18 protein-coding genes and 1 pseudogene are annotated in these 19971 nt (G+C 61.4%); 10 read left to right on the top strand and 9 right to left on the bottom strand.

Features of this window, described 5'->3' with window-relative positions:
* Nucleotides 1-25 precede the first annotated feature (25 nt).
* Nucleotides 26-349 (top strand): tetratricopeptide repeat protein, encoded by a 324-nt coding sequence (locus tag E8F11_RS27555; RefSeq protein WP_280292089.1) that lies wholly within the window; start codon nucleotides 26-28, stop codon nucleotides 347-349.
* A 114-nt stretch (nucleotides 350-463) separates the two neighbouring features.
* Here the strand turns inward: E8F11_RS27555 and E8F11_RS27550 are convergent, their stop codons facing one another.
* The 3 genes from E8F11_RS27550 to E8F11_RS27540 form a co-directional block, all read right to left on the bottom strand.
* Nucleotides 464-727 (bottom strand): PilZ domain-containing protein, encoded by a 264-nt coding sequence (locus E8F11_RS27550; RefSeq protein WP_280292088.1) that lies wholly within the window; start codon nucleotides 725-727, stop codon nucleotides 464-466.
* Nucleotides 728-897: 170 nt separating this feature from the next.
* Nucleotides 898-1785: a lysophospholipid acyltransferase gene (locus E8F11_RS27545; protein ID WP_280292087.1), complete on the bottom strand. Its 888-nt coding sequence runs from the start codon at nucleotides 1783-1785 to the stop codon at nucleotides 898-900.
* 61 nt (nucleotides 1786-1846) lie between these two features.
* The gene (locus E8F11_RS27540) at nucleotides 1847-2398 is read right to left on the bottom strand and encodes a DNA-3-methyladenine glycosylase I (protein ID WP_280292086.1); all 552 of its coding nucleotides are present in this window, start codon (nucleotides 2396-2398) and stop codon (nucleotides 1847-1849) included.
* An 81-nt stretch (nucleotides 2399-2479) separates the two neighbouring features.
* Between E8F11_RS27540 and glyQ the strand changes: the two genes are divergently transcribed.
* The 4 genes from glyQ (at nucleotide 2480) to E8F11_RS27520 (ending at nucleotide 6867) form a co-directional block, all read left to right on the top strand.
* The gene (glyQ, locus tag E8F11_RS27535) at nucleotides 2480-3427 is read left to right on the top strand and encodes a glycine--tRNA ligase subunit alpha (RefSeq protein ID WP_280292085.1); all 948 of its coding nucleotides are present in this window, start codon (nucleotides 2480-2482) and stop codon (nucleotides 3425-3427) included.
* Nucleotides 3424-5469: a glycine--tRNA ligase subunit beta gene (gene glyS, locus E8F11_RS27530; protein ID WP_280292084.1), complete on the top strand. Its 2046-nt coding sequence runs from the start codon at nucleotides 3424-3426 to the stop codon at nucleotides 5467-5469. The genes glyQ and glyS overlap by 4 nt, the downstream gene beginning before the upstream one ends.
* Nucleotides 5470-5557: 88 nt before the next feature.
* Nucleotides 5558-6088 carry a D-glycero-beta-D-manno-heptose 1,7-bisphosphate 7-phosphatase gene (gmhB, locus tag E8F11_RS27525; RefSeq protein ID WP_280292083.1) on the top strand — a complete coding sequence of 177 codons (531 nt, stop codon included), beginning with the start codon at nucleotides 5558-5560 and terminating at the stop codon, nucleotides 6086-6088.
* 14 nt (nucleotides 6089-6102) lie between these two features.
* Nucleotides 6103-6867, top strand: a complete 765-nt coding sequence (locus E8F11_RS27520; protein WP_280292082.1) for a lysophospholipid acyltransferase family protein — start codon at nucleotides 6103-6105, stop codon at nucleotides 6865-6867.
* Between the two features lie 134 nt (nucleotides 6868-7001).
* Here the strand turns inward: E8F11_RS27520 and E8F11_RS27515 are convergent, their stop codons facing one another.
* The 6 genes and pseudogenes from E8F11_RS27515 to dnaA all read right to left on the bottom strand — a co-directional run bounded on the left by E8F11_RS27515 (nucleotide 7002) and on the right by dnaA (nucleotide 15393).
* A complete protein-coding gene (locus E8F11_RS27515; RefSeq protein WP_280292081.1) occupies nucleotides 7002-7193 on the bottom strand; it encodes a hypothetical protein in 192 nt (63 codons plus the stop codon).
* 948 nt (nucleotides 7194-8141) lie between these two features.
* Nucleotides 8142-8489, bottom strand: coding sequence for a hypothetical protein (locus E8F11_RS27510; RefSeq protein ID WP_280292080.1), 348 nt, complete (start codon nucleotides 8487-8489; stop codon nucleotides 8142-8144).
* 779 nt (nucleotides 8490-9268) lie between these two features.
* Entirely contained in the window at nucleotides 9269-11689 is a 2421-nt protein-coding gene (gene gyrB, locus E8F11_RS27505; protein ID WP_280292079.1) for a DNA topoisomerase (ATP-hydrolyzing) subunit B, read from the bottom strand.
* Nucleotides 11690-11692: 3 nt separating this feature from the next.
* Nucleotides 11693-12792 (bottom strand): annotated as a pseudogene (gene recF, locus E8F11_RS27500) (DNA replication/repair protein RecF).
* Between the two features lie 7 nt (nucleotides 12793-12799).
* Nucleotides 12800-13903, bottom strand: a complete 1104-nt coding sequence (gene dnaN, locus E8F11_RS27495) for a DNA polymerase III subunit beta (protein WP_280292078.1) — start codon at nucleotides 13901-13903, stop codon at nucleotides 12800-12802.
* Between the two features lie 29 nt (nucleotides 13904-13932).
* The gene (gene dnaA, locus E8F11_RS27490; RefSeq protein ID WP_280292202.1) at nucleotides 13933-15393 is read right to left on the bottom strand and encodes a chromosomal replication initiator protein DnaA; all 1461 of its coding nucleotides are present in this window, start codon (nucleotides 15391-15393) and stop codon (nucleotides 13933-13935) included.
* A gap of 526 nt (nucleotides 15394-15919) precedes the next feature.
* On the opposite strand from dnaA, the gene rpmH reads away from it, so the two are divergent.
* From rpmH to mnmE, 5 genes are all read left to right on the top strand, one after another.
* Complete coding sequence (rpmH, locus tag E8F11_RS27485; protein ID WP_137973924.1) at nucleotides 15920-16054, top strand: 50S ribosomal protein L34; 135 nt, start codon at nucleotides 15920-15922, stop codon at nucleotides 16052-16054.
* A gap of 14 nt (nucleotides 16055-16068) precedes the next feature.
* Nucleotides 16069-16467 (top strand): ribonuclease P protein component, encoded by a 399-nt coding sequence (rnpA, locus tag E8F11_RS27480; protein ID WP_280292077.1) that lies wholly within the window; start codon nucleotides 16069-16071, stop codon nucleotides 16465-16467.
* Nucleotides 16460-16705, top strand: a complete 246-nt coding sequence (yidD, locus tag E8F11_RS27475) for a membrane protein insertion efficiency factor YidD (protein ID WP_280292076.1) — start codon at nucleotides 16460-16462, stop codon at nucleotides 16703-16705. Before rnpA ends, yidD begins: the two co-directional genes overlap by 8 nt.
* A gap of 2 nt (nucleotides 16706-16707) precedes the next feature.
* Nucleotides 16708-18387 carry a membrane protein insertase YidC gene (gene yidC, locus E8F11_RS27470; RefSeq protein ID WP_280292075.1) on the top strand — a complete coding sequence of 560 codons (1680 nt, stop codon included), beginning with the start codon at nucleotides 16708-16710 and terminating at the stop codon, nucleotides 18385-18387.
* An 85-nt stretch (nucleotides 18388-18472) separates the two neighbouring features.
* A complete protein-coding gene (gene mnmE, locus E8F11_RS27465; RefSeq protein WP_280292074.1) occupies nucleotides 18473-19840 on the top strand; it encodes a tRNA uridine-5-carboxymethylaminomethyl(34) synthesis GTPase MnmE in 1368 nt (455 codons plus the stop codon).
* Nucleotides 19841-19971: the final 131 nt, after the last annotated feature.

Genomic DNA, 19971 nt, shown 5'->3' with positions numbered 1-19971 from the left:
AACGCGATACGCAGGAGAGCAGGGCATGATCGAGTCACTGGAAAAAATGCTGGCCAAGGGCGTCGACAACGCCCTGTTGCGCTTCGGCCTGGGCAAGGGCTACCTGGATCAGGGCGAACACCCGAAGGCCGTCGAACACCTGCGTCAATGCGTGGTCTTCGACCCCAAGTATTCGGCCGCCTGGAAACTGCTGGGCAAGGCCCTGGAAGCCCAGGGCGAGCATACTGCGGCGCGAGAAGCCTGGACCCAGGGCCTGGATGCCGCCCGCGCCCATGGCGACAAGCAGGCGGAGAAGGAGATGACGGTTTTCCTCAAGCGGCTGGAAAAGCGCGACGCAGGGACATCGTAGGTTGACGCCAAGCGCAGGCAGGCCCAGGCAGAAAATCGTGCATGACTCGTTGGGCTTCATTCTTCAGCCCAACCTACAAGCTACGACGGACAAAGTTGGTCCGGCAGATCCCGGTCAGGACTCCAGAAAACGAAGCCCTGCGCCCTCGGCGTCCACCCGTGTCACTTCCATTTCCAGGATGGGTGCCTCGATGGGCAGGTCCTGCACCTGGCCGCAGACCATGCTGCCGACCGGCAGGGCGGCCAGGTCGGGATGCCGGACATAGACGCCACCATCAGACAGATCGCGGGTCTGGGCGATCAGCTCACCGAAGCTCGGGTGGCTGATCTTGATCCTGCACTTCATCGGAGTTCGGGGAAATTGCCGCTGGTTTGCCATGGGATCGCGCCATCCTGAGCCAATTTTTCTGCTGCCGTTAATAAGGCTATTCGCGGATCGGCACAAGCCCTCTGGAGCTGGGATAGCTCGCCGGGCAGGCCGTCGGCCTGCTTTTCGAATGAATTCGAACCCACAAGGCATGAAAAAGGCGCCTACCGGCGCCTTCATCGTCAATACCACTTCTTCTCGCCCTCGGGGCGCTTCTTGAAGCGTTTCATGCTCCACATGTACTGGGTGGGGTAGGCCCGCACGTACTTCTCCACCACCCGGCTCATCGCGGTCACGGCCTCTTCCACGTCCTCGCTGTACATCGCCTCGGGCGCGGCTTCCAGGATCACCTTGAAGCCCGAGCCATCGGGCAGTCGCAGGGCATGCAGGAACACGCCGCGCGCCTTGCCGCCGGCGAGCATGCCGGGGACGAACTTGCTGGTCAGCGCACGGGTGCCGAGGAAGGGCACGAACAGGCCGGCCGACAGGCTCGGCTCCGGGTCGGCGGGGATGCCCACGGCGCCGCCCTTGCGCACTTCCTTGATGACGCTGAGGATGCCTTCCTTGGTGGACGGTGCCACGCGGTTGCCCAACTGCACCCGCTGCTTCTGCAGCAGGTCATCCACCGCCTTCAGCTTGGGCGGGCGGTAGAAGATGATGGGTTTGCACTGGGCGCAGTAGAAGTGGTTGAGGACTTCCCAGTTGCCCAGGTGGCTGGTGATACCGACCACGCCCTTGCCGCTGGCCAGGGCCTCGTGCAGCACTTCCAGGCCTTCCACCTCGCGCACCAGGCCGATGGACTTCTCCGCCGGCCAGATCCAGGCACAGGCGCTTTCGGTGAGGGTCTTGCCGATGTCCTTCAGGCTCTGGCCCACGCGCTGGTCCAGCTCGGCCGGCGACCATTCGGGGAAGCACTTCGACAGGTTGATGCGCACCACGTCACGGGAGCGGTTGGGCAGTTTCCACATCAGCCAGCCGATGGCAGCCCCGACGGCTTGCACGGCCCGCCAGGGGAGCAGGGCAAAGAGGCGCAGGAAACCGACGACCAGCGCGCCTTTCAGCTTATCCACAGGCAACTCCAGGAGATTCAAAAGGGGGCATTCTACCCTCGCCGGGCAGCGGAATCCCGCCTCAGGCAGTCAGTTCGCGGTAGCGATCGCAGTCGACGGTGTGGTCCATGACCATCCCGGACGCCTGCATGAAGGCGTAGCAGATGGTCGGGCCGACGAAGGTGAAGCCGGCCTTCTTCAACGCCTTGCTCATGGCCTCGGCCTCGGGAGTGACCGCCGGCACCTGGCCGCGCTCGCTGAAGTGATTGACCTTGGGCGTACCGCCAACGAAGGACCAGAGCAGCGCCACCGGGTCGTCCAGGCGCAGCCAGGCCTGGGCGTTCTGCCGCGCGGCCTTGAGCTTGAGCAGGTTGCGGATGATGCCTGGGTCCTGCATCAGCGTTTCGATTTCCTCGTCACTCATCACCGCCAGGCGCGCGGGGTCGAAACCGTACATAACCTCGCGGTATCGCTGGCGCTTCTTTAGCACGGTGATCCAGGACAGGCCGGCCTGGAAGCCCTCCAGCAGAAGCAGTTCGAAGAGTGCCGCCGGGTCCTTCAGCGGTACGCCCCATTCGGTGTCGTGGTAGTCGATGTAGAGGGGGTCGTCATTGCACCAGAAGCAGCGTGGCATAAGGCTTTCCATGCGGTGGCGGCAGGTCGGATCGGGTATACTCCGGCATTTTCCGTTGAAGACCCAGCACAGGTGAATTTCGTGAGCCAGACTACGCCCGCCGTGCGCACCTTCCAAGACCTGATCCTCGCCCTGCAGCAGTACTGGGCCGAGCAGGGCTGTGTGGTGCTCCAGCCCTACGACATGGAAGTGGGCGCCGGTACCTTCCACACCGCCACCTTCCTCCGCGCCATCGGCCCGGAGACCTGGAACGCCGCCTATGTGCAGCCATCCCGCCGTCCGACCGACGGCCGCTACGGCGAGAACCCGAACCGCCTGCAGCACTACTACCAGTTCCAGGTGGTGCTCAAACCCAACCCGGAAAACTTCCAGGAACTGTACCTCGGCTCGCTGAAAGCCATCGGCATCGACCCGCTGGTGCACGACATCCGCTTCGTCGAGGACAACTGGGAATCGCCGACCCTCGGCGCCTGGGGCCTGGGCTGGGAAATCTGGCTGAATGGCATGGAAGTCACTCAGTTCACCTATTTCCAGCAGGTCGGCGGCATCGAGTGCTACCCGGTCACCGGCGAGATCACCTACGGTCTGGAACGCCTGGCCATGTACCTGCAGGGCGTCGACTCGGTCTACGACCTGACCTGGACCGACGGCCCCTTCGGCAAGGTCACCTACGGTGATGTGTTCCATCAGAACGAGGTGGAGCAGTCCACCTTCAACTTCGAGCACGCCAACGTGCCGAAGCTGTTCGAGCTCTTCGACTTCTACGAGAGCGAGGCCAACCGCCTGATCGAGCTGGAGCTGCCGCTGCCGACCTACGAGATGGTCCTCAAGGCCTCCCACACCTTCAACCTGCTGGACGCCCGCCGCGCCATCTCGGTGACCGAGCGCCAGCGCTACATCCTGCGCGTGCGCACCCTGGCCCGCGCAGTGGCGCAGAGCTACCTGCAGGCGCGCGCGCGCCTCGGCTTCCCCATGGCCACTCCCGAACTGCGTGACGAAGTACTGGCCAAGCTGGAGGCTCAAGCATGAGTGCACAAGATTTTCTGGTAGAGCTGGGCACCGAAGAGCTGCCACCCAAGGCCCTGAAATCCCTGGGTGATGCCTTCCTCGCCGGCATCGAGCAAGGTCTCAAGGCCGCCGGCCTTGGCTATGCCAAGGCCCAGGTGTTTGCCGCCCCGCGCCGCCTGGCGGTGCTGGTGGAGCAGCTGGCCACCCAGCAGCCGGACCGCAGCGTCAACCTCGATGGCCCGCCGATCCAGGCCGCCTTCGACGCCGAAGGCAAGCCGACCCAGGCCGCCCTGGGCTTCGCCCGCAAGTGCGGTGTCGACCTGGAGCAGATCGACAAGAGCGGCCCCAAGCTGAAGTTCAGCCAGAGCATTCCTGGCCAGCCGGCTGCCGGCCTGCTGCCCGACATCGTCGAAACCTCTCTCGCCGGCCTGCCTATCCCTAAACGCATGCGCTGGGCTGCCCGTCGCGAGGAGTTCGTCCGTCCGACCCAGTGGCTGGTGATGCTGTTCGGTGAGGAGGTCGTCGACTGCGTGATCCTCGCCCAGAAGGCGGGTCGTGAATCCCGCGGCCATCGCTTCCACAATCCGGACAACATCCGCATCAGCAAGCCCTCCACTTACCTGGAAGACCTGCGTAGCGCCCATGTACTGGCCGACTTCGCCGAGCGCCGCGAGATCATTGCCAAGCGCGTGGCCGAACTGGCCGCCGAGCAGAAGGGCACCGCCGTGGTCCCCGCCGACCTGCTGGATGAAGTGACCGCCCTGGTCGAATGGCCGGTGCCGCTGGTGTGCTCCTTCGAGGAACGCTTCCTCGAAGTGCCGCAGGAAGCCCTGATCACCACCATGCAGGACAACCAGAAATATTTCTGCCTGCTGGACGCCAACGGCAAGCTGCTGCCGCGCTTCATCACCGTGGCCAACGTGGTCAGCAAGGACCCGGCGCAGATCATTTCCGGCAACGAAAAGGTGGTGCGCCCCCGCCTCACCGACGCCGAGTTCTTCTTCAAGCAGGACAAGAAGCAGAAGCTGGAGAGCTTCAACGAGCGCCTGAAGAACGTGGTGTTCCAGGCCCAGCTCGGCACGGTGTTCGAGAAGGCCGAACGGGTTTCCCGCCTGGCCGGTTTCGTCGCCGAGCAGATCGGCGCCGACCCGGTTCGCGCTGCTCGCGCCGGCATTCTCGCCAAGTGCGACCTGGCCACCGAAATGGTTGGTGAATTCCCCGAGATGCAGGGCATCGCCGGCTACTACTACGCCAAGAACGACGGCGAGGCGGAAGACGTCGCCCAGGCGCTGAACGAGCAGTACATGCCGCGTGGCGCCGGCGCCGAGCTGCCGCAGACCCTCACCGGAGCCGCCGTGGCCGTGGCTGACAAGCTGGACACCCTGGTGGGCATCTTCGGCATCGGCATGCTGCCCACCGGCAGCAAGGACCCCTTCGCCCTGCGTCGCCAGGCCCTGGGCGTGCTGCGCATCCTGATCGAGAAGCAGCTGGACCTCGACCTTGCCTCCGCCATCGCCTTCGCCATCGACCTCTATGGCGACAAGGTGAAGGCCGAGGGCCTGGCCGACCAGGTCCTGGAGTTCGTCTTCGACCGCCTGCGCGCGCGTTATGAGGATGAAGGCGTGGACGTGGCCGTGTACCTCTCGGTACGCGCCCTGCAACCGTCCTCGGCGCTGGACTTCGACCAGCGCGTGCAGGCCGTGCAGGCCTTCCGCAAGCTGCCGGAAGCCGCTGCCCTGGCCGCCGCCAACAAGCGCGTCTCCAACCTGCTGAGCAAGGCCGACGGGGCCGTACCAGCCAGCATCGACAGTGCGCTGCTGCAGGAAGCCGCAGAACAGGCCCTCGCCAAGGCCGTGGCCGACGCCGAGCTGGCGCTGGCGGCCGCCGGCAGCTACCGCGAAACCCTGGAACGCCTGGCAAGCCTGCGCGAGCCGGTGGACAGCTTCTTCGAAGCGGTGCTGGTCAACGCAGAGGATGCCGCCGTACGGGGCAACCGCTATGCGCTGCTGGCCAAGCTGCGCGGCCTGTTCCTGGGCGTGGCGGATATCTCGGTACTGGGTTGATTCAGTACAGCCACAAGCTGCAAGCCTCAAGCTGCAAGTCTCGACTGAGCACGCTTGGCGCTTGTAGCTTGCCGCTTGAGGCTCATTCATGAAGTTACTGATTCTTGATCGCGACGGTGTCATCAACCTGGACTCCGACGAGTACATCAAATCGCTCGAAGAGTGGATCCCCATTCCCAGTTCGATCGATGCCATCGCGCGCCTGAGCAAGGCCGGCTGGACCGTGGCCGTGGCCACCAACCAGTCCGGCATTGCACGCGGTTATTACGACCCGGCCACCCTGGAATCCATGCATGCGCGCCTGCGTGAACTGGTGGCAGAGCAAGGCGGCGAAATAGGCCTGATCGTGCATTGCCCGCATGGTCCTGACGATGGCTGCGACTGCCGCAAGCCCCGCCCCGGTATGCTCAAGCGCATTGCCGAGCACTATGGCGTGGACCTTGCTGGTATCTGGTTTGTCGGCGACAGCAGTGGTGACCTGGACGCCGCGCTTGCCGTCGATTGTCAGCCCGTTCTGGTGAAGACCGGCAAGGGCGAACGGACCCTGGCCAAGCCCTTGCCAGCGGACATCCTGGTATTCGACGATCTGGCGGCGGTCGCCGCGCATCTCCTTCAATAAGGTCAACAGCTCCCATGACGACAGTGCAGGCCACCAGAACCTTCCTCTTTTACCTGGTGCTATCGTTGAGCGCATTCATCTGGGGCACGTTGAGCCTCTTCTTCGCGCCCTTCATGCCCTTCCGCGCGCGCTACCGCTTCATCGTCTGGCGCTGGTGCCGGTTCGCCGTCTGGCTGGCCAAGGTGATGGTGGGCATCCGTTACGAGGTGAAGGGACTGGAAAACGTGCCGGAGCGGCCCTGCGTGATCCTTGCCAAGCACCAGAGCACCTGGGAGACCTTCTTCCTCTCCGGCGCGTTCGAGCCCCTCAGCCAGGTGGTCAAACGAGAACTGCTGCGCGTCCCCTTCTTCGGCTGGGCCATGGCGCTGATGAAACCCATCGCCATCGATCGCAGCAATCCCAAGGCTGCCCTAAAGCAGCTTGCCAGCCAGGGGGATGAGCGCCTCAAGCAGGGCGCCTGGGTCCTGATCTTCCCCGAAGGTACCCGCGTGCCGGCTGGCCAGATGGGCAAATTCTCCCGCGGTGGCGCCGCGCTGGCAGTCAACGCCCAGCTTCCGGTACTACCGGTGGCCCACAACGCCGGCACCTTCTGGCCCAAGGAAGGCTGGGCCAAGCACCCGGGCACCATCCAGGTGATCATCGGCCCGGCGATGTATGCCGAAGGGGAGGGCCCACGCGCCATCGCTGCGCTGAACGACCGCGCCTTCGCCTGGGTGGAAGCAGCTCAGCGCGAACTGGAAGGCCCGCAATCCGCAGCGGCCGTCGACCAGCCGGCCTGATCTGTGGATAAGCTGTTAACAAGATTTTGGCGAATCTCCAAAAATGCAGGCTAAGGCGCTGATTTACAAGGCTTTGTAATTCGCGCTAAGGCTAAGCGAAAAAGTGCATAACGATTTCCCGCCGGCGTCCTGGCTCAACCTTTCAGATACCTGGAATCCAGGGCGTTGAAGCAGCGGATGATCCGCTCACGCTCCACGTCGGGAAAGTTCTTCTCGGTCAGCACCACCAGCACCGCGGGTTTCACCCGGCCGGAACGCAGCTGACGCATCATGTAGGCGCTGATCTCTTCATCGGAGATCGCAGACTGCTCATTGTTCTCTTCCATCATCCTGCTCCTCGGTAGGCCCTACAGGGCCCATGGATCGCTCCTAGACTACGATTCCCACGAATGGCGGCCAACCTTCCATGGTCACACGACAAACGCGCGCCAGCGTGCCCTGGGACCGAGATGAGAAAGGTTGGAAGTCGAGAATTTGCGGGAGGCAGAAAGCACTGAGGGGAGCCTAAGCTCCCCTCAAATGTTTCTTCTTTATTGTTGTTGTTCTTATTCGAGTGTTCGTTGTTGTTCTTCGCTACTGGCTGCTAGCGAGCCAGAATTGGCTGATCCCAAATGGATCCAGGGCAAACAGATTTTTTTGGACGCTGATCATGCCATCGTCATCAATTGAACCAACCAGAGCGCCGCTACCTTGAGGTAGTTTTATTGTTATGTTGCTCCAGTCACCGGGTGCGGAATGGCACACCCTTTCCAAAAAAATCGGTTTGCTTCTTCTCTGGCCTGTTGTTTTTGTTTTGTCAGAGTCGAAATATTTCTTCTTGAAGCTTTTTATTGTTGTTGTCCCATATATAGAGCATGAGTCGTGCCAGAAAATACAAAATCGTTATAAATCAATACCTTACAAAATAGACATGCTCTGAAGGCCCTGACCAGGGGACAAAACTGTTCCCTTACGACTCGCATGGCCAATCCTGGGGCAAGGACAAGGTAACACTCTGTGTCACAGCTCCTGTTACCTCCAGCTGCGGCCCTGATCTGGGGAGGTTAAGCCCGGCGCTCCCCAGGATCCTGGGTGACTTCGACTTATCAGAGGGAGTCTGGAATTGCATCGGAACAGGGGTTGGTGCTGTCCACGGCGATCAGTTTCAATGTTTGCGCCATCTGGCTGGCATAGCGCGAGAAGTCTTCCCCATCGGACAGGCTGCGCTTGAACGCTACCGCTGAGCACATCGTCCAAGCCTGCGGGATATCTGAATCGCTCTGAGCCAACTCGTTCTAGTACTTCGCGATTGCCGCATAGGTTTCGTTCACAGTCGAAGCCTCAGCTGCGGCCTGCACTTCCGCCCTTTTCAAGATGCTGGGCGTGCCGGCAGACGGCACACGATCCGCCTCAACTGTGCGCTCGTCGAGGAAGCGCAGCGAGAACGTGGAACCAGTATTCGGGTTATAGAACTGGTAACTGCCGCTACCTTGCTTCTTATAGATCGACCGCTTGTTCGAGTCGAGGACAACCAAATCGTCTCCGTCCTGTTCGATGTCCATCGAGTAACTGCCATCCTCGATGACAGAAATGCCCTCAAGAGACGCGCGGCGACCAACCTTTTCCGGCTCTATGGTAGCCATCTCTGGCGTGGGTAACTGGAGTCATTCGGAAGCGGCGCAGCCCGGTTAACCTGAACGGTTTCTGCCTGGGGAACTGTTGCCACAACCCCTGGTTCTGGCACCGGGAGTGAAGGTGTTTCCACAGCCTCTGGCACATGGGTCGATGGAGGGGTTGGCAAAGGAATCATGACAGGGGAAATAGCCCTACCAAACTGCTCCTGGGCCTTCAGGCTCTTGATCACTTCAGCCGCCTGAGCCCGCGCATGGGTCTGCCGTTCCCCGTCAGTCATCCATGGTGCGTGGGTACGTAGCATCTCCAGATGACCTCGCATGTACGACTTACACACTTCGTCGTCAGACGGAGGCGCTGCTGGAGGCGCGACACAGGCACAGAGTACTAGCGACAGACTCGCAATGCTTCCGTGTAAAACACTCCTCAGGACGGCATTCCCCCAAGGAGGATTCGACTCGGCGAATCTTGCCATAGGGCCCCCTTGATCGGTCCAAGCGCTCCAAAGATCTTCCAGCTGTTCGAGTTCCTGATAGTCCAAACTCAGCGAGTCACCTGGTGTGATGTGCTAGGCCCGCCTAACCCAGGTGCCAGCCCTGGTACATGGCTGCCGTAACCGATATCTAGAGTGTCGTTGGCTCGGCAGTAGGAGGCCGGAGTGGAAGAGCTCCTCCTCCATCAGAATGAAAAACCCCGGTAGATCTCTCGATCTACCGGGGCTTGTATCAAGGTAAGGGTAGGAAGTTAACTTTGTCCGCAGCGGACATTAGCTTTTTCCACCTTCACTTACTCAGACGTCCAGGTTGGACACTGCCAGCGCGTTGCTTTCGATGAAGTCACGGCGTGGTTCCACGGCATCGCCCATCAGCGTGTTGAAGATCTGGTCGGCTGCGATTGCGTCTTCGATGGTGACCTTGAGCATGCGACGGACGTTCGGGTCCATGGTGGTTTCCCACAGCTGCTCAGGGTTCATCTCACCCAGCCCTTTATAGCGCTGGATGGTGTGACGCTTGGTGCTTTCCGTCATCAGCCAGGCGAGGGCTTCCTTGAAGCTGGTTACCGGCTTCTTGCGCTCGCCACGCTGCACGAAGGCACCTTCTTCCAGCAGGTTGTTGAGCTGATCGCCCAGTTCGGTTACCTGGCGGTAGTCGTTGCTGGCGAAGAAGTCACGGTTGAAGGTGATGTAGTGGGACAGACCGTGGGCAGTCTGTTCCACTTCCGGCAACCAGAGGTGACGCTCGCGATCCTCGCGAAGGCTGGCGCCGTAGGTCAGGCCGGATTTCTCGGCACCTTTCAAGCGCACCTGGAAGCCTTCCAGCCAGGTCTGCATGGCAGCCTGGTCGGCGAGCTGCTCTACGGACACCCGCGGCAGGTAGACCATGTGCTCGGTCAGGTCCTGCGGGTACAGGCGCGACAGGCGCTTGAGGATACGCATCACGCCGCGATAGTCGTTCACCAGACGCTCGAGCGCTTCGCCGGAGAGGCCGGGTGCGTTCTCGTTGACGTGCACGCTGGCGTCTTCCAGGGCCGACTGGGTCATGTACTCGTCCATGGCCTCGTCGTCCTTGATGTACTGCTCCTGCTTGCCCTTCTTGACCTTGTACAGCGGAGGCTGGGCGATATAGACGTAGCCACGCTCGATCAGCTCAGGCATCTGCCGGAAGAAGAAGGTCAGCAGCAGGGTGCGGATGTGCGAACCGTCGACGTCGGCGTCGGTCATGATGATGATGTTGTGGTAGCGCAGCTTCTCGATGTTGTATTCCTCGCGACCGATACCGCAACCGAGCGCGGTGATCAGGGTGCCGACTTCCTGCGAGGAAAGCATCTTGTCGAATCGGGCTTTTTCCACGTTGAGGATCTTGCCCTTGAGCGGCAGGATCGCCTGGGTCTTGCGGTTACGGCCTTGCTTGGCCGAGCCACCCGCAGAGTCACCCTCCACTATGTAGAGTTCGGAAAGGGCAGGGTCCTTCTCCTGGCAGTCCGCCAACTTGCCCGGCAGGCCGGCGATGTCCAGGGCGCCCTTGCGGCGGGTCATCTCCCGGGCCTTGCGCGCGGCTTCACGGGCACGGGCAGCGTCGATCATCTTGCCGACCACGGCCTTGGCTTCGTTGGGGTTTTCCAGCAGGAAGTCGGAGAAGTACTTGCCCATCTCCTGTTCCACCGCGGTCTTCACCTCGGAGGAAACCAGCTTGTCCTTGGTTTGGGAGCTGAACTTGGGATCGGGCACCTTCACCGAAATGATGGCGGTCAGGCCTTCACGGGCGTCGTCACCTGTGGTGGCGATCTTGTACTTCTTCGCCAGGCCTTCCTGCTCGATGTAGTTGTTCAGATGACGGGTCAGGGCAGAGCGGAAGCCCGCCAGGTGGGTACCGCCGTCACGCTGGGGAATATTGTTGGTGAAGCAGAGGATGTTCTCGTTGAAGCTGTCGTTCCACTGCAAGGCGACTTCAACGCCCACGCCGTCTTCTTCACGCTGCATGTCGAAGTGGAAGACTTCGTTGACGATGGTCTTGTTGGTGTTCAGGTATTCGACGAATGCCTTGAGGCCGCCTTCGTACTTGAACAGCTCTTCCTTGCCGCTGCGCTCGTCACGCAGAACGATGCCAACGCCCGAGTTCAGGAAAGACAGTTCGCGCAGGCGCTTGGCCAGGATGTCCCAGCTGAAGTGGATGTTGGTGAAGGTCTCTGCCGAGGCCTTGAAGTGCACTTCGGTTCCGGTACCTTCAGTCTCGCCGACCGGACGCAGGGGGAACTGCGGAACACCATGGCGGTAGATTTGTTCCCAGACCTGGCCGGCTCGGCGGATGGTCAGGCGCAGTTCTTCCGAAAGGGCGTTCACTACCGATACACCCACGCCGTGCAGGCCGCCGGATACCTTGTAGGTGTTGTCGTCGAACTTACCGCCGGCGTGCAGCACGGTCATGATGACCTCGGCGGCAGAAACCCCTTCTTCCTTATGGATATCCACCGGAATGCCGCGACCGTTGTCGCGCACGGTGATGGACTCATCGGTATGGATGGTGATGCTGATCTCCGAGCAGAAGCCGGCGAGCGCTTCGTCGATCGAGTTGTCGACAACCTCGAACACCATGTGGTGCAGACCGGTGCCATCGTCGGTGTCGCCGATGTACATACCGGGGCGTTTGCGTACGGCATCCAGTCCCTTCAGCACCTTGATGCTGGAAGAGTCGTACGTTTTGTTCTCGCTCATGCTTCACTCCCGATGATCGTGGGGCTGATACAGCCATGTTCCACGTGGAACATGGCGACCGGCGTATCCATATGCCAGCCGTCCCTCAGAAATTCATGGTCAACACAGGTGATGAACACCTGGCAATCCAAACCTTCCAGCAACCGGCAAAGTGCCTGCCGATGCTGTTCATCCAATTCCGACGGTAAGTCGTCAACTAGATAGATGCATTGGCCTCGCTTCGCATGGCTCACCAGATGGCCCTGGGCTATGCGCAATGCGCAAACCACCAGCTTCTGCTGACCCCGCGAAAGTATGTCTGCCGCGTTGTGTGCACCTGAGCGCAATCGCAGGTCGGCGCGTTGCGGTCCTGCCTGGGTGTGTCCGATCTGTTGGTCGCGGAGGAGGGAAGTCGCCAGCACTTCGGACAGCTCCCGATCCTTGTCCCAGCCACGGTAGTAACTGAGTGTGAGCCCATCGAGTTCAACCAGGTCTGCGAGCGTTTGCTCGAATACCGGTTTCAATGCCTGGATGTAGGCCCGTCGATACTGATCGATCTCATCACTGGCCAGGCATAATTCCCGGTCCCAGGCCGCCTGCGAAGCGGCGTCCAGTGTACCATGCCGGAGCCACGAGTTCCGCTGCCGCAGGGCCTTCTGCAGCCTTTGCCACGCTGGAAGGAATCGAGGTTCCACGTGGAACACTCCCCAATCCAGGAACTGTCGGCGAATCTTCGGTGCCCCTTCCAGCAATCGAAAACTGTCCGGATTGATCAATTGCAGCGGCAGGGCTTCAGCCAATTGCGCTGTGCTCTTGGCGTTTTGCCCATCGATACGAATCTGAAATTCCCCCTGGCGATCTCGTGAAATCCCCAGATTGCAATGCCCACCCTCGGCAAGGCTGACCTGACCGAATACCGTGCACGCTGGCTGCGCGTACTGGATCACCGGTTGCAAGCGAGTACTGCGAAAGGAGCGGGCAAGGCCTAACAGGTGGATGGCTTCAAGCAGACTGGTTTTACCACTGCCGTTGGCGCCGTAGAGGATGTTGATGCGGGGGGAGGGGGAGAGGGTCACCGGCTGCAGGTTGCGCACGCCGGTGACCGAGATACGGCAGAGGGACATCGAGTGGTTACAGGCGCATCGGCATGACGACGTAGGAAGAGTCGTCGTTGTCGGCTTCCTGCACCAACGCACTGCTATTGGCATCGGACAGGATCAGGCGAACCTGTTCGGTGGACATCACACCCAGCACATCCAGCAGGTAGCTCACGTTGAAGCCGATCTCCAGATTGCTACCGTTGTAGTCCACGGCCACTTCTTCTTCCGCCTCTTCCTGCTCCGGGTTGTTGGCCTGGATCTTCAGTTGGCCGGAAGCCAGGGTCAGACGAATACCGCGGTACTTCTCGTTGGACAGGATCGCGGTCCGGCTAAAGGCTTCACGAAGTGCCTGGCGATCGCCCACGACCAGTTTGTCGCCGCCACGGGGCAAGACACGCTCGTAGTCCGGGAACTTGCCGTCCACTAGCTTCGAGGTGAAGGTGAACTCGCCAGTGGTGGCACGGATATGGTGCTGGCCGAGAACGATGCGGACTTCACCGTCCTGCTCGGTAAGCAGGCGGGCCAATTCGAGAATGCCCTTGCGCGGCACGATCACCTGGTGGCGCTCGACACCTTCGATGCCCGCGTCCATGGCGCACATCGCGAGGCGATGGCCGTCGGTGGCGACGGCGCGCAGGATCCCGGCATTCACTTCCAGCAGCATGCCGTTGAGGTAGTAGCGCACATCCTGCTGAGCCATGGCGAAACTAGTGCGTTCGATCAGGCGGCGCAGTTTGCTCTGCACCAGGCTGAAGTTCAGCGAACCCGGGCCTTCCTCGACCGTGGGGAAGTCGTTCGCCGGCAGGGTGGACAGGGTGAAACGGCTGCGGCCGGCCTTGATCAGCAGCTTCTGCTCGTCGACGCGGATGTCGATCAACGCATCGCTGGGCAGGCTCTTGCAGATATCCATCAGCTTGCGTGCCGGTACAGTAATCTCACCAGGCTCGGCCGGCTCTTCCAGGGCAACGCGCCCGACCAGTTCGACCTCGAGGTCAGTACCGGTCAACGACAACTGCTGGCCTTCGACTACCAGCAGAACGTTGGAGAGGACCGGCAAGGTCTGGCGGCGCTCGACGACGCCGGCGACCAGTTGCAGGGGTTTCAACAGGGCTTCGCGTTGAATTGTGAAATGCATGGTCTAGTCCCTTGCCTCATGGGCTGCGATCAGGTGGTGAGTGTACGCAGCAGATTCTTGTAATCCTCGCGAATGTCCGCGTCGGATTCCCTTAATTGCGCAATCTTACGACAGGCGTGGAGCACCGTGGTGTGGTCTCGTCCGCCAAAGGCATCGCCGATTTCCGGCAGGCTGTGATTGGTCAGTTCCTTGGACAACGCCATGGCGACCTGTCGGGGCCTCGCCACCGAGCGCGAACGGCGCTTGGAGAGCATGTCGGACATCTTGATCTTGTAGTACTCGACTACCGTGCGCTGGATATTGTCGATGCTGACCAACTTGTCCTGCAGGGCCAGGAGGTCCTTGAGCGACTCGCGGATCAGTTCGATGGTGATGTCCCGCCCCATGAAGTGGGCATGGGCAATCACCCGTTTCAACGCACCTTCCAGTTCGCGAACGTTGGAACGAATACGCTGGGCAATGAAGAACGCAGCATCGTGAGGCAGATCGACCTTGGCCTGCTCGGCCTTCTTCATCAGGATCGCGACGCGGGTTTCCAGCTCCGGCGGTTCCACAGCAACCGTGAGCCCCCAACCAAAGCGGGATTTCAGGCGCTCTTCCAGGCCCTCGATCTCCTTCGGGTAGCGGTCGCTGGTGAGGATCACCTGCTGACCACCTTCGAGCAGGGCGTTGAAGGTGTGGAAAAACTCCTCCTGCGAACGCTCCTTGCGCGCGAAGAACTGAATATCGTCGATCAGCAATGCGTCCACGGAACGGTAGAAGCGCTTGAACTCGTTGATGGCATTCAGCTGAAGGGCTTTCACCATATCTGCGACGAAGCGTTCGGAATGCAGGTAGACCACCTTGGCATTCGGATTTTTCTTCAGCAGATGGTTACCCACAGCATGCATCAGGTGGGTCTTGCCGAGGCCGACGCCGCCATAGAGGAACAGCGGGTTGTATCCGTGCTTCGGATTGTCGGCCACCTGCCAGGCGGCTGCTCGAGCCAGCTGGTTCGACTTGCCCTCGACGAAGTTCTCGAAGGTGAAGGTGCGGTTCAGATAGCTGGTGTGCTTAAGCGCGCCTTCCACCTGCACGGAGCGCTCGGTACGGATTGCCGGCGCGGGCACCACAGATGCAAGCGGGTCAAGATTGTCGCGGTTTTCTTCCACGGTCTCGATACGCATCTGCACGGGTGCTGGAGCAGGGGGCGGCGGCGCCATGACCGGCGGCGGGGGCGGAGGTGCCTTTCGCGGTGCCGGGCTGCGCTTGCTGCCTATTAATAAGGAGAGGGCTGGCGCCAGGCCATTGCCCCGTTCGCCAAGCAACTCGAGGAGTCGGCCCATGTACTTCTCGTTGACCCAATCGAGCACGAACCTGTTGGGCGCATAGACGCGCAGTTCGTCTCCATCGGCTTCAACCTGCAATGGGCGGATCCAGGTGTTGAATTGCTGGGCAGGCAGCTCATCGCGGAGGAGCTCCACGCACTGCTGCCAAAGTTCCACTGACACGGATATCCCCCAAGTCGGAAAGGTGCCGGACGCAAAAAAACAGCCGTCATTGTAGCCGCCGCCGAAAGAGTTATCCACACGAAAAGGAGCCAATGGTTGAATAAAATCAAGATGTTATTCACCGCACAGGATGGCGCTGTGGTTGGCATGAATCTTGTGGATAACCATGCAATAACCCCCCATTCCTGCCTGGGGAAAACCATCTGGATATTCCGCCTGTGGGTAAAGTGCCAATCCGCCCCCAGCTTCTGCCCAGCTCCCCCACAGCCAGGTCACCCCTTGTCGACAAGGTTGTTAGGCTCAAGAAAGCCAGGCTATCCGTGGCCTTGAGAGGGTTTTCCACAGGCAGACCAACCACACAGCATTAATAAACACAGCCAAGCTTTACTAGATTTCCTTTCCTTTTATATTCTTTTGCTCGGCGGTGCTGGTTGGAAATTGACCTGCCCGCCCCGTTTCTCTAGAATTGCCGGTCTCTTTAAACGGGGGCCACTTCCGGCCCGTAGTGACCACCAGGTAAAGCATCATGAAACGCACTTTCCAACCCAGCACCCTCAAGCGCGCTCGCACCCACGGCTTCCGTGCCCGCATGGCCACCAAGAACGGCCGCGCAGTCCTGTCGCGTCGTCGCGCCAAGGGCCGCAAGCGCCTGACCGTCTGATTTATCCGGAACGGGTGGTGAGTCAGGGCTTCGGTCGGGAAAAGCGTCTGCTGGTCCCCCGACAATTCAAGGCAGTCTTTGACTCACCAACCGGGAAGGTTCCCGGCAAGCACGTCCTGCTCCTCGCGCGCGACAACGGTCTCGATCATCCCCGCCTGGGTCTGGTGATCGGCAAGAAGAGCGTCAAGCTCTCCGTAGAGCGCAATCGCCTCAAACGCCAGATTCGCGAATCCTTCCGCCACAACCTCGAGTCGTTGGCCGGTTGGGATATCGTCATCGTGGCGCGTAAAGGCATTGGCGACCTGGAGAACCCCGAGCTGAGGCATCAGTTCGGCAAACTCTGGAAGCGCCTCGCGCGCAGCCGGGCCCCTGAACAAACCGGATCAGGGGTGTCCGACAGTCCCCATGCGTAAACTGGCGCTCGTTCCGATCCAGTTCTACCGCTACGCCATCAGCCCGCTGATGGCCAGTCACTGTCGTTTCTATCCCAGTTGTTCCTGCTACGCGCAGGAGGCCATCGAACAGCATGGCCTTCTGCGTGGTGGCTGGCTGACCCTGCGTCGGCTCGGCCGCTGTCATCCGTGGAATCCGGGCGGCTATGACCCGGTGCCACCCGCCAACACACCCCAACCCCCTTCGATGGCCGAGTAATCATGGATATTCAACGCTCGATCCTGATCGTCGCCCTGGCAATCGTGTCCTACCTGATGGTTCTCCAATGGAACCAGGACTACGGTCAAGCCGCCCTGCCGACTGCAGGCACCAGTGCCAGCAGCAGCGCGCAAGCGACCCTGCCGGACACCACCGCAACCGCCAAGTCCAGCGACGACGTGCCGACCGCAAGCGCAGAGCGCACCGAGCCGGCAGCCGCACAGGTAGCGCCCAGCAGCGACCTGATCCGCGTTGAAACCGACGTCCTCAACCTGGCCATCGACCCGAACGGCGGTGACATCGTCCAGCTGACACTGCCGAAGTACCCGCGTCGCCAGGACCATCCGGACGTGCCCTTCCAGCTGTTCGACAACGGCGGCGAACGCCTGTACCAGGCCCAGAGCGGTCTCGTCGGCGCCAATGGCCCGGACGCCCGCGCCAACGGCCGCCCGCTCTACAGCGCGACCCAGCGCCAGTTCAAGCTGGCCGACGGCCAGGAACAACTGGTGGTCGACCTGACTTTCAGCGAAGCCGGTGTCAACTACACTAAGCGCTTCACCCTGAGCCGCGGCAAATACGATCTGCAGGTGTCGTACAAGATCGACAACCAGAGCGCCCAGCCCTGGACCGGCAGCATGTATGCCCAGCTCAAGCGTGACGCCAGTTCCGACCCGTCCTCCAATACCGCCACCGGCGTCTCGACCTACCTGGGCGCCGCGGTCTGGACTCCGGACGAGCCGTACAAGAAAGTGTCCATGGGCGACATGGACAAGCAGCCCTTCAAGGAATCCGTACAGGGTGGCTGGGTCGCCTGGCTGCAGCACTACTTCGTGACTGCCTGGGTTGCCGACAAGGACCAGAACAACGCCATCCAGACCCGCAAGGACTCCAAGGGTAACTACATCGTCGGTTTCGTTGGAGCCGCGATGAACGTGCCGGCCGGCGCCCAGGCGGAAACCTCCGCTACCCTCTACGCCGGTCCGAAGAGCCAGGATCACCTGAAGCAGCTGTCCCCGGGCCTGGAACTGACCGTCGACTACGGCTTCCTCTGGTTCATCGCCCAGCCGATCTTCTGGCTGCTGCAACATATCCACAGCCTGTTGGGCAACTGGGGCTGGTCGATCATCGTCCTGACCATCCTGATCAAGGGCGCCTTCTTCCCGCTGTCCGCCGCCAGCTACAAGTCCATGGCGCGCATGCGTGCCGTGTCGCCGAAGCTGCAGGCCCTGAAGGAACAGTTCGGTGACGATCGCCAGAAGATGTCCCAGGCGATGATGGAGCTGTACAAGAAGGAGAAGATCAATCCGCTGGGCGGCTGCCTGCCGATCCTGGTGCAGATGCCGGTCTTCCTGGCCCTCTACTGGGTACTGCTGGAAAGCGTGGAAATGCGCCAGGCACCCTGGATGTTCTGGATCACCGACCTGTCGATCAAGGATCCGTTCTTCATCCTGCCGATCATCATGGGCGCCACCATGTTCATCCAGCAGCAGCTGAACCCGACTCCGCCGGACCCCATGCAGGCCAAGGTGCTGAAGCTGATGCCGATCATCTTCACCTTCTTCTTCCTGTGGTTCCCGGCCGGCCTGGTGCTGTACTGGGTGGTCAACAACGTCCTGTCGATCGCCCAGCAGTGGTACATTACCCGGCAGATCGAGTCGGCCGCCAAGAAAGCCGCGGCCTGACAGAAGCGCCATACTGATTGAACAAGACGCCCCCTCTGTGGGGCGTCTTGCTATCCGCAATCCGCTGACCTCAAGGTATCCACAGATGAATCCTGTCCGTGAAACCATCGCCGCCGTCGCCACCGCCCAGGGCCGTGGCGGGGTGGGCATAGTCCGCGTATCCGGGCCGCTTTCCGCTCGGATAGCCGAGGCCATCAGCGGCCGGGTACCGAAGCCGCGCTTCGCCCACTACGGGCCCTTTCTGGATGGCTCCGGACAGACCCTGGACCAGGGCATAGCCCTGTACTTTCCGGGCCCGAACTCCTTCACTGGCGAAGACGTATTCGAACTGCAGGGCCACGGCGGCCCCGTGGTCCTCGACCTGTTGCTGCGCCGCTGCATGGAACTGGGCGCACGCCAGGCGCGCCCGGGCGAGTTCAGCGAGCGCGCCTTTCTCAACGACAAGCTCGACCTGGCCCAGGCCGAAGCCATCGCCGACCTGATCGAGGCCAGTTCCGAACAGGCCGCGCGCAATGCCCTGCGCTCCCTGCAGGGCGAGTTTTCCCGGCGCGTGCATGTCCTGACCGAAAAACTGATCGAGCTACGCATCTATGTGGAGGCCGCCATCGACTTCCCGGAGGAGGAAATCGACTTCCTCGCCGATGGCCATGTACTGGGGTTGCTGGACGGCGTGCGCGAAAACTTATCCACAGTGATGCGCGAAGCGGGCCAGGGCGCGCTGCTGCGGGACGGAATGACGGTGGTGATCGCCGGTCGCCCCAATGCCGGCAAGTCCAGCCTGCTGAATGCCCTCGCCGGACGTGAGGCAGCCATCGTGACCGAAATCGCCGGCACCACCCGCGACGTGCTGCGCGAACATATCCACATCGACGGGATGCCCCTGCACGTTGTGGATACCGCCGGTTTGCGCGATACCGACGACCATGTGGAAAAGATTGGCGTGGAACGCGCCCTCAAGGCCATTGGCGAAGCCGACCGCGTGCTGCTGGTGGTGGACGCCACGGCGCCCGAGGCGGCCGATCCCTTCGCCCTCTGGCCGGAGTTCCTCGACCAGAAGCCCGACCCGGCCAAGGTCACCCTGATCCGCAACAAGGCCGACCTCAGCGGCGAGGCGACAGGCCTGGAGATCAGCGATGACGGTCACGCGACCCTGAGCCTTTCCGCACGTTCTGGCGACGGCCTGGAGCTCCTGCGCGAGCACCTGAAGGCCTGCATGGGCTTTGAACAGACCGCCGAGAGCAGCTTCAGCGCCCGCCGTCGGCACCTGGAAGCCCTGCGCCAGGCAGGCGCCTTCCTTGATCACGGACGCTCCCAGCTCACCCTGGCGGGTGCCGGCGAACTGCTGGCGGAAGACCTGCGCCAGGCACAGCAAGCGCTGGGGGAAATCACCGGCGCCTTCAGCTCCGACGACCTGCTCGGACGCATCTTCTCCAGCTTCTGCATCGGCAAATAAGCCGCGCCCCTCACTTATCCACAGAAGACGCGACTGCCTGGTTCCCGGGCGGTCCGTTTCTGCCTGTCCGTCCTCCGCAAATAGCCTCGCCAGAACCCTGTTGATAAGTTGCCTTTAACCCAGTCCATAAC

The organism is Pseudomonas sp. BN417, assembly GCF_029871205.1.
Taxonomy (GTDB): domain Bacteria; phylum Pseudomonadota; class Gammaproteobacteria; order Pseudomonadales; family Pseudomonadaceae; genus Metapseudomonas.
The sequence above is the reverse complement of the archived record's forward strand: the minus strand, read 5'-3'. Positions and strand labels throughout refer to the sequence as shown.

Coding starts and splice junctions, on each gene's coding strand:
- E8F11_RS27515 (WP_280292081.1), bottom strand. CDS start 7,193: ATGGAAGAGAACAATGAGCAGTCTGCGATCTCCGATGAAGAGATCAGC.
- E8F11_RS27510 (WP_280292080.1), bottom strand. CDS start 8,489: ATGGCTACCATAGAGCCGGAAAAGGTTGGTCGCCGCGCGTCTCTTGAG.
- glyS (WP_280292084.1), top strand. CDS start 3,424: ATGAGTGCACAAGATTTTCTGGTAGAGCTGGGCACCGAAGAGCTGCCA.
- yidC (WP_280292075.1), top strand. CDS start 16,708: ATGGATATTCAACGCTCGATCCTGATCGTCGCCCTGGCAATCGTGTCC.
- dnaN (WP_280292078.1), bottom strand. CDS start 13,903: ATGCATTTCACAATTCAACGCGAAGCCCTGTTGAAACCCCTGCAACTG.
- E8F11_RS27555 (WP_280292089.1), top strand. CDS start 26: ATGATCGAGTCACTGGAAAAAATGCTGGCCAAGGGCGTCGACAACGCC.
- gyrB (WP_280292079.1), bottom strand. CDS start 11,689: ATGAGCGAGAACAAAACGTACGACTCTTCCAGCATCAAGGTGCTGAAG.
- E8F11_RS27520 (WP_280292082.1), top strand. CDS start 6,103: ATGACGACAGTGCAGGCCACCAGAACCTTCCTCTTTTACCTGGTGCTA.
- E8F11_RS27540 (WP_280292086.1), bottom strand. CDS start 2,398: ATGCCACGCTGCTTCTGGTGCAATGACGACCCCCTCTACATCGACTAC.
- yidD (WP_280292076.1), top strand. CDS start 16,460: ATGCGTAAACTGGCGCTCGTTCCGATCCAGTTCTACCGCTACGCCATC.
- mnmE (WP_280292074.1), top strand. CDS start 18,473: ATGAATCCTGTCCGTGAAACCATCGCCGCCGTCGCCACCGCCCAGGGC.
- E8F11_RS27550 (WP_280292088.1), bottom strand. CDS start 727: ATGGCAAACCAGCGGCAATTTCCCCGAACTCCGATGAAGTGCAGGATC.
- gmhB (WP_280292083.1), top strand. CDS start 5,558: ATGAAGTTACTGATTCTTGATCGCGACGGTGTCATCAACCTGGACTCC.
- rpmH (WP_137973924.1), top strand. CDS start 15,920: ATGAAACGCACTTTCCAACCCAGCACCCTCAAGCGCGCTCGCACCCAC.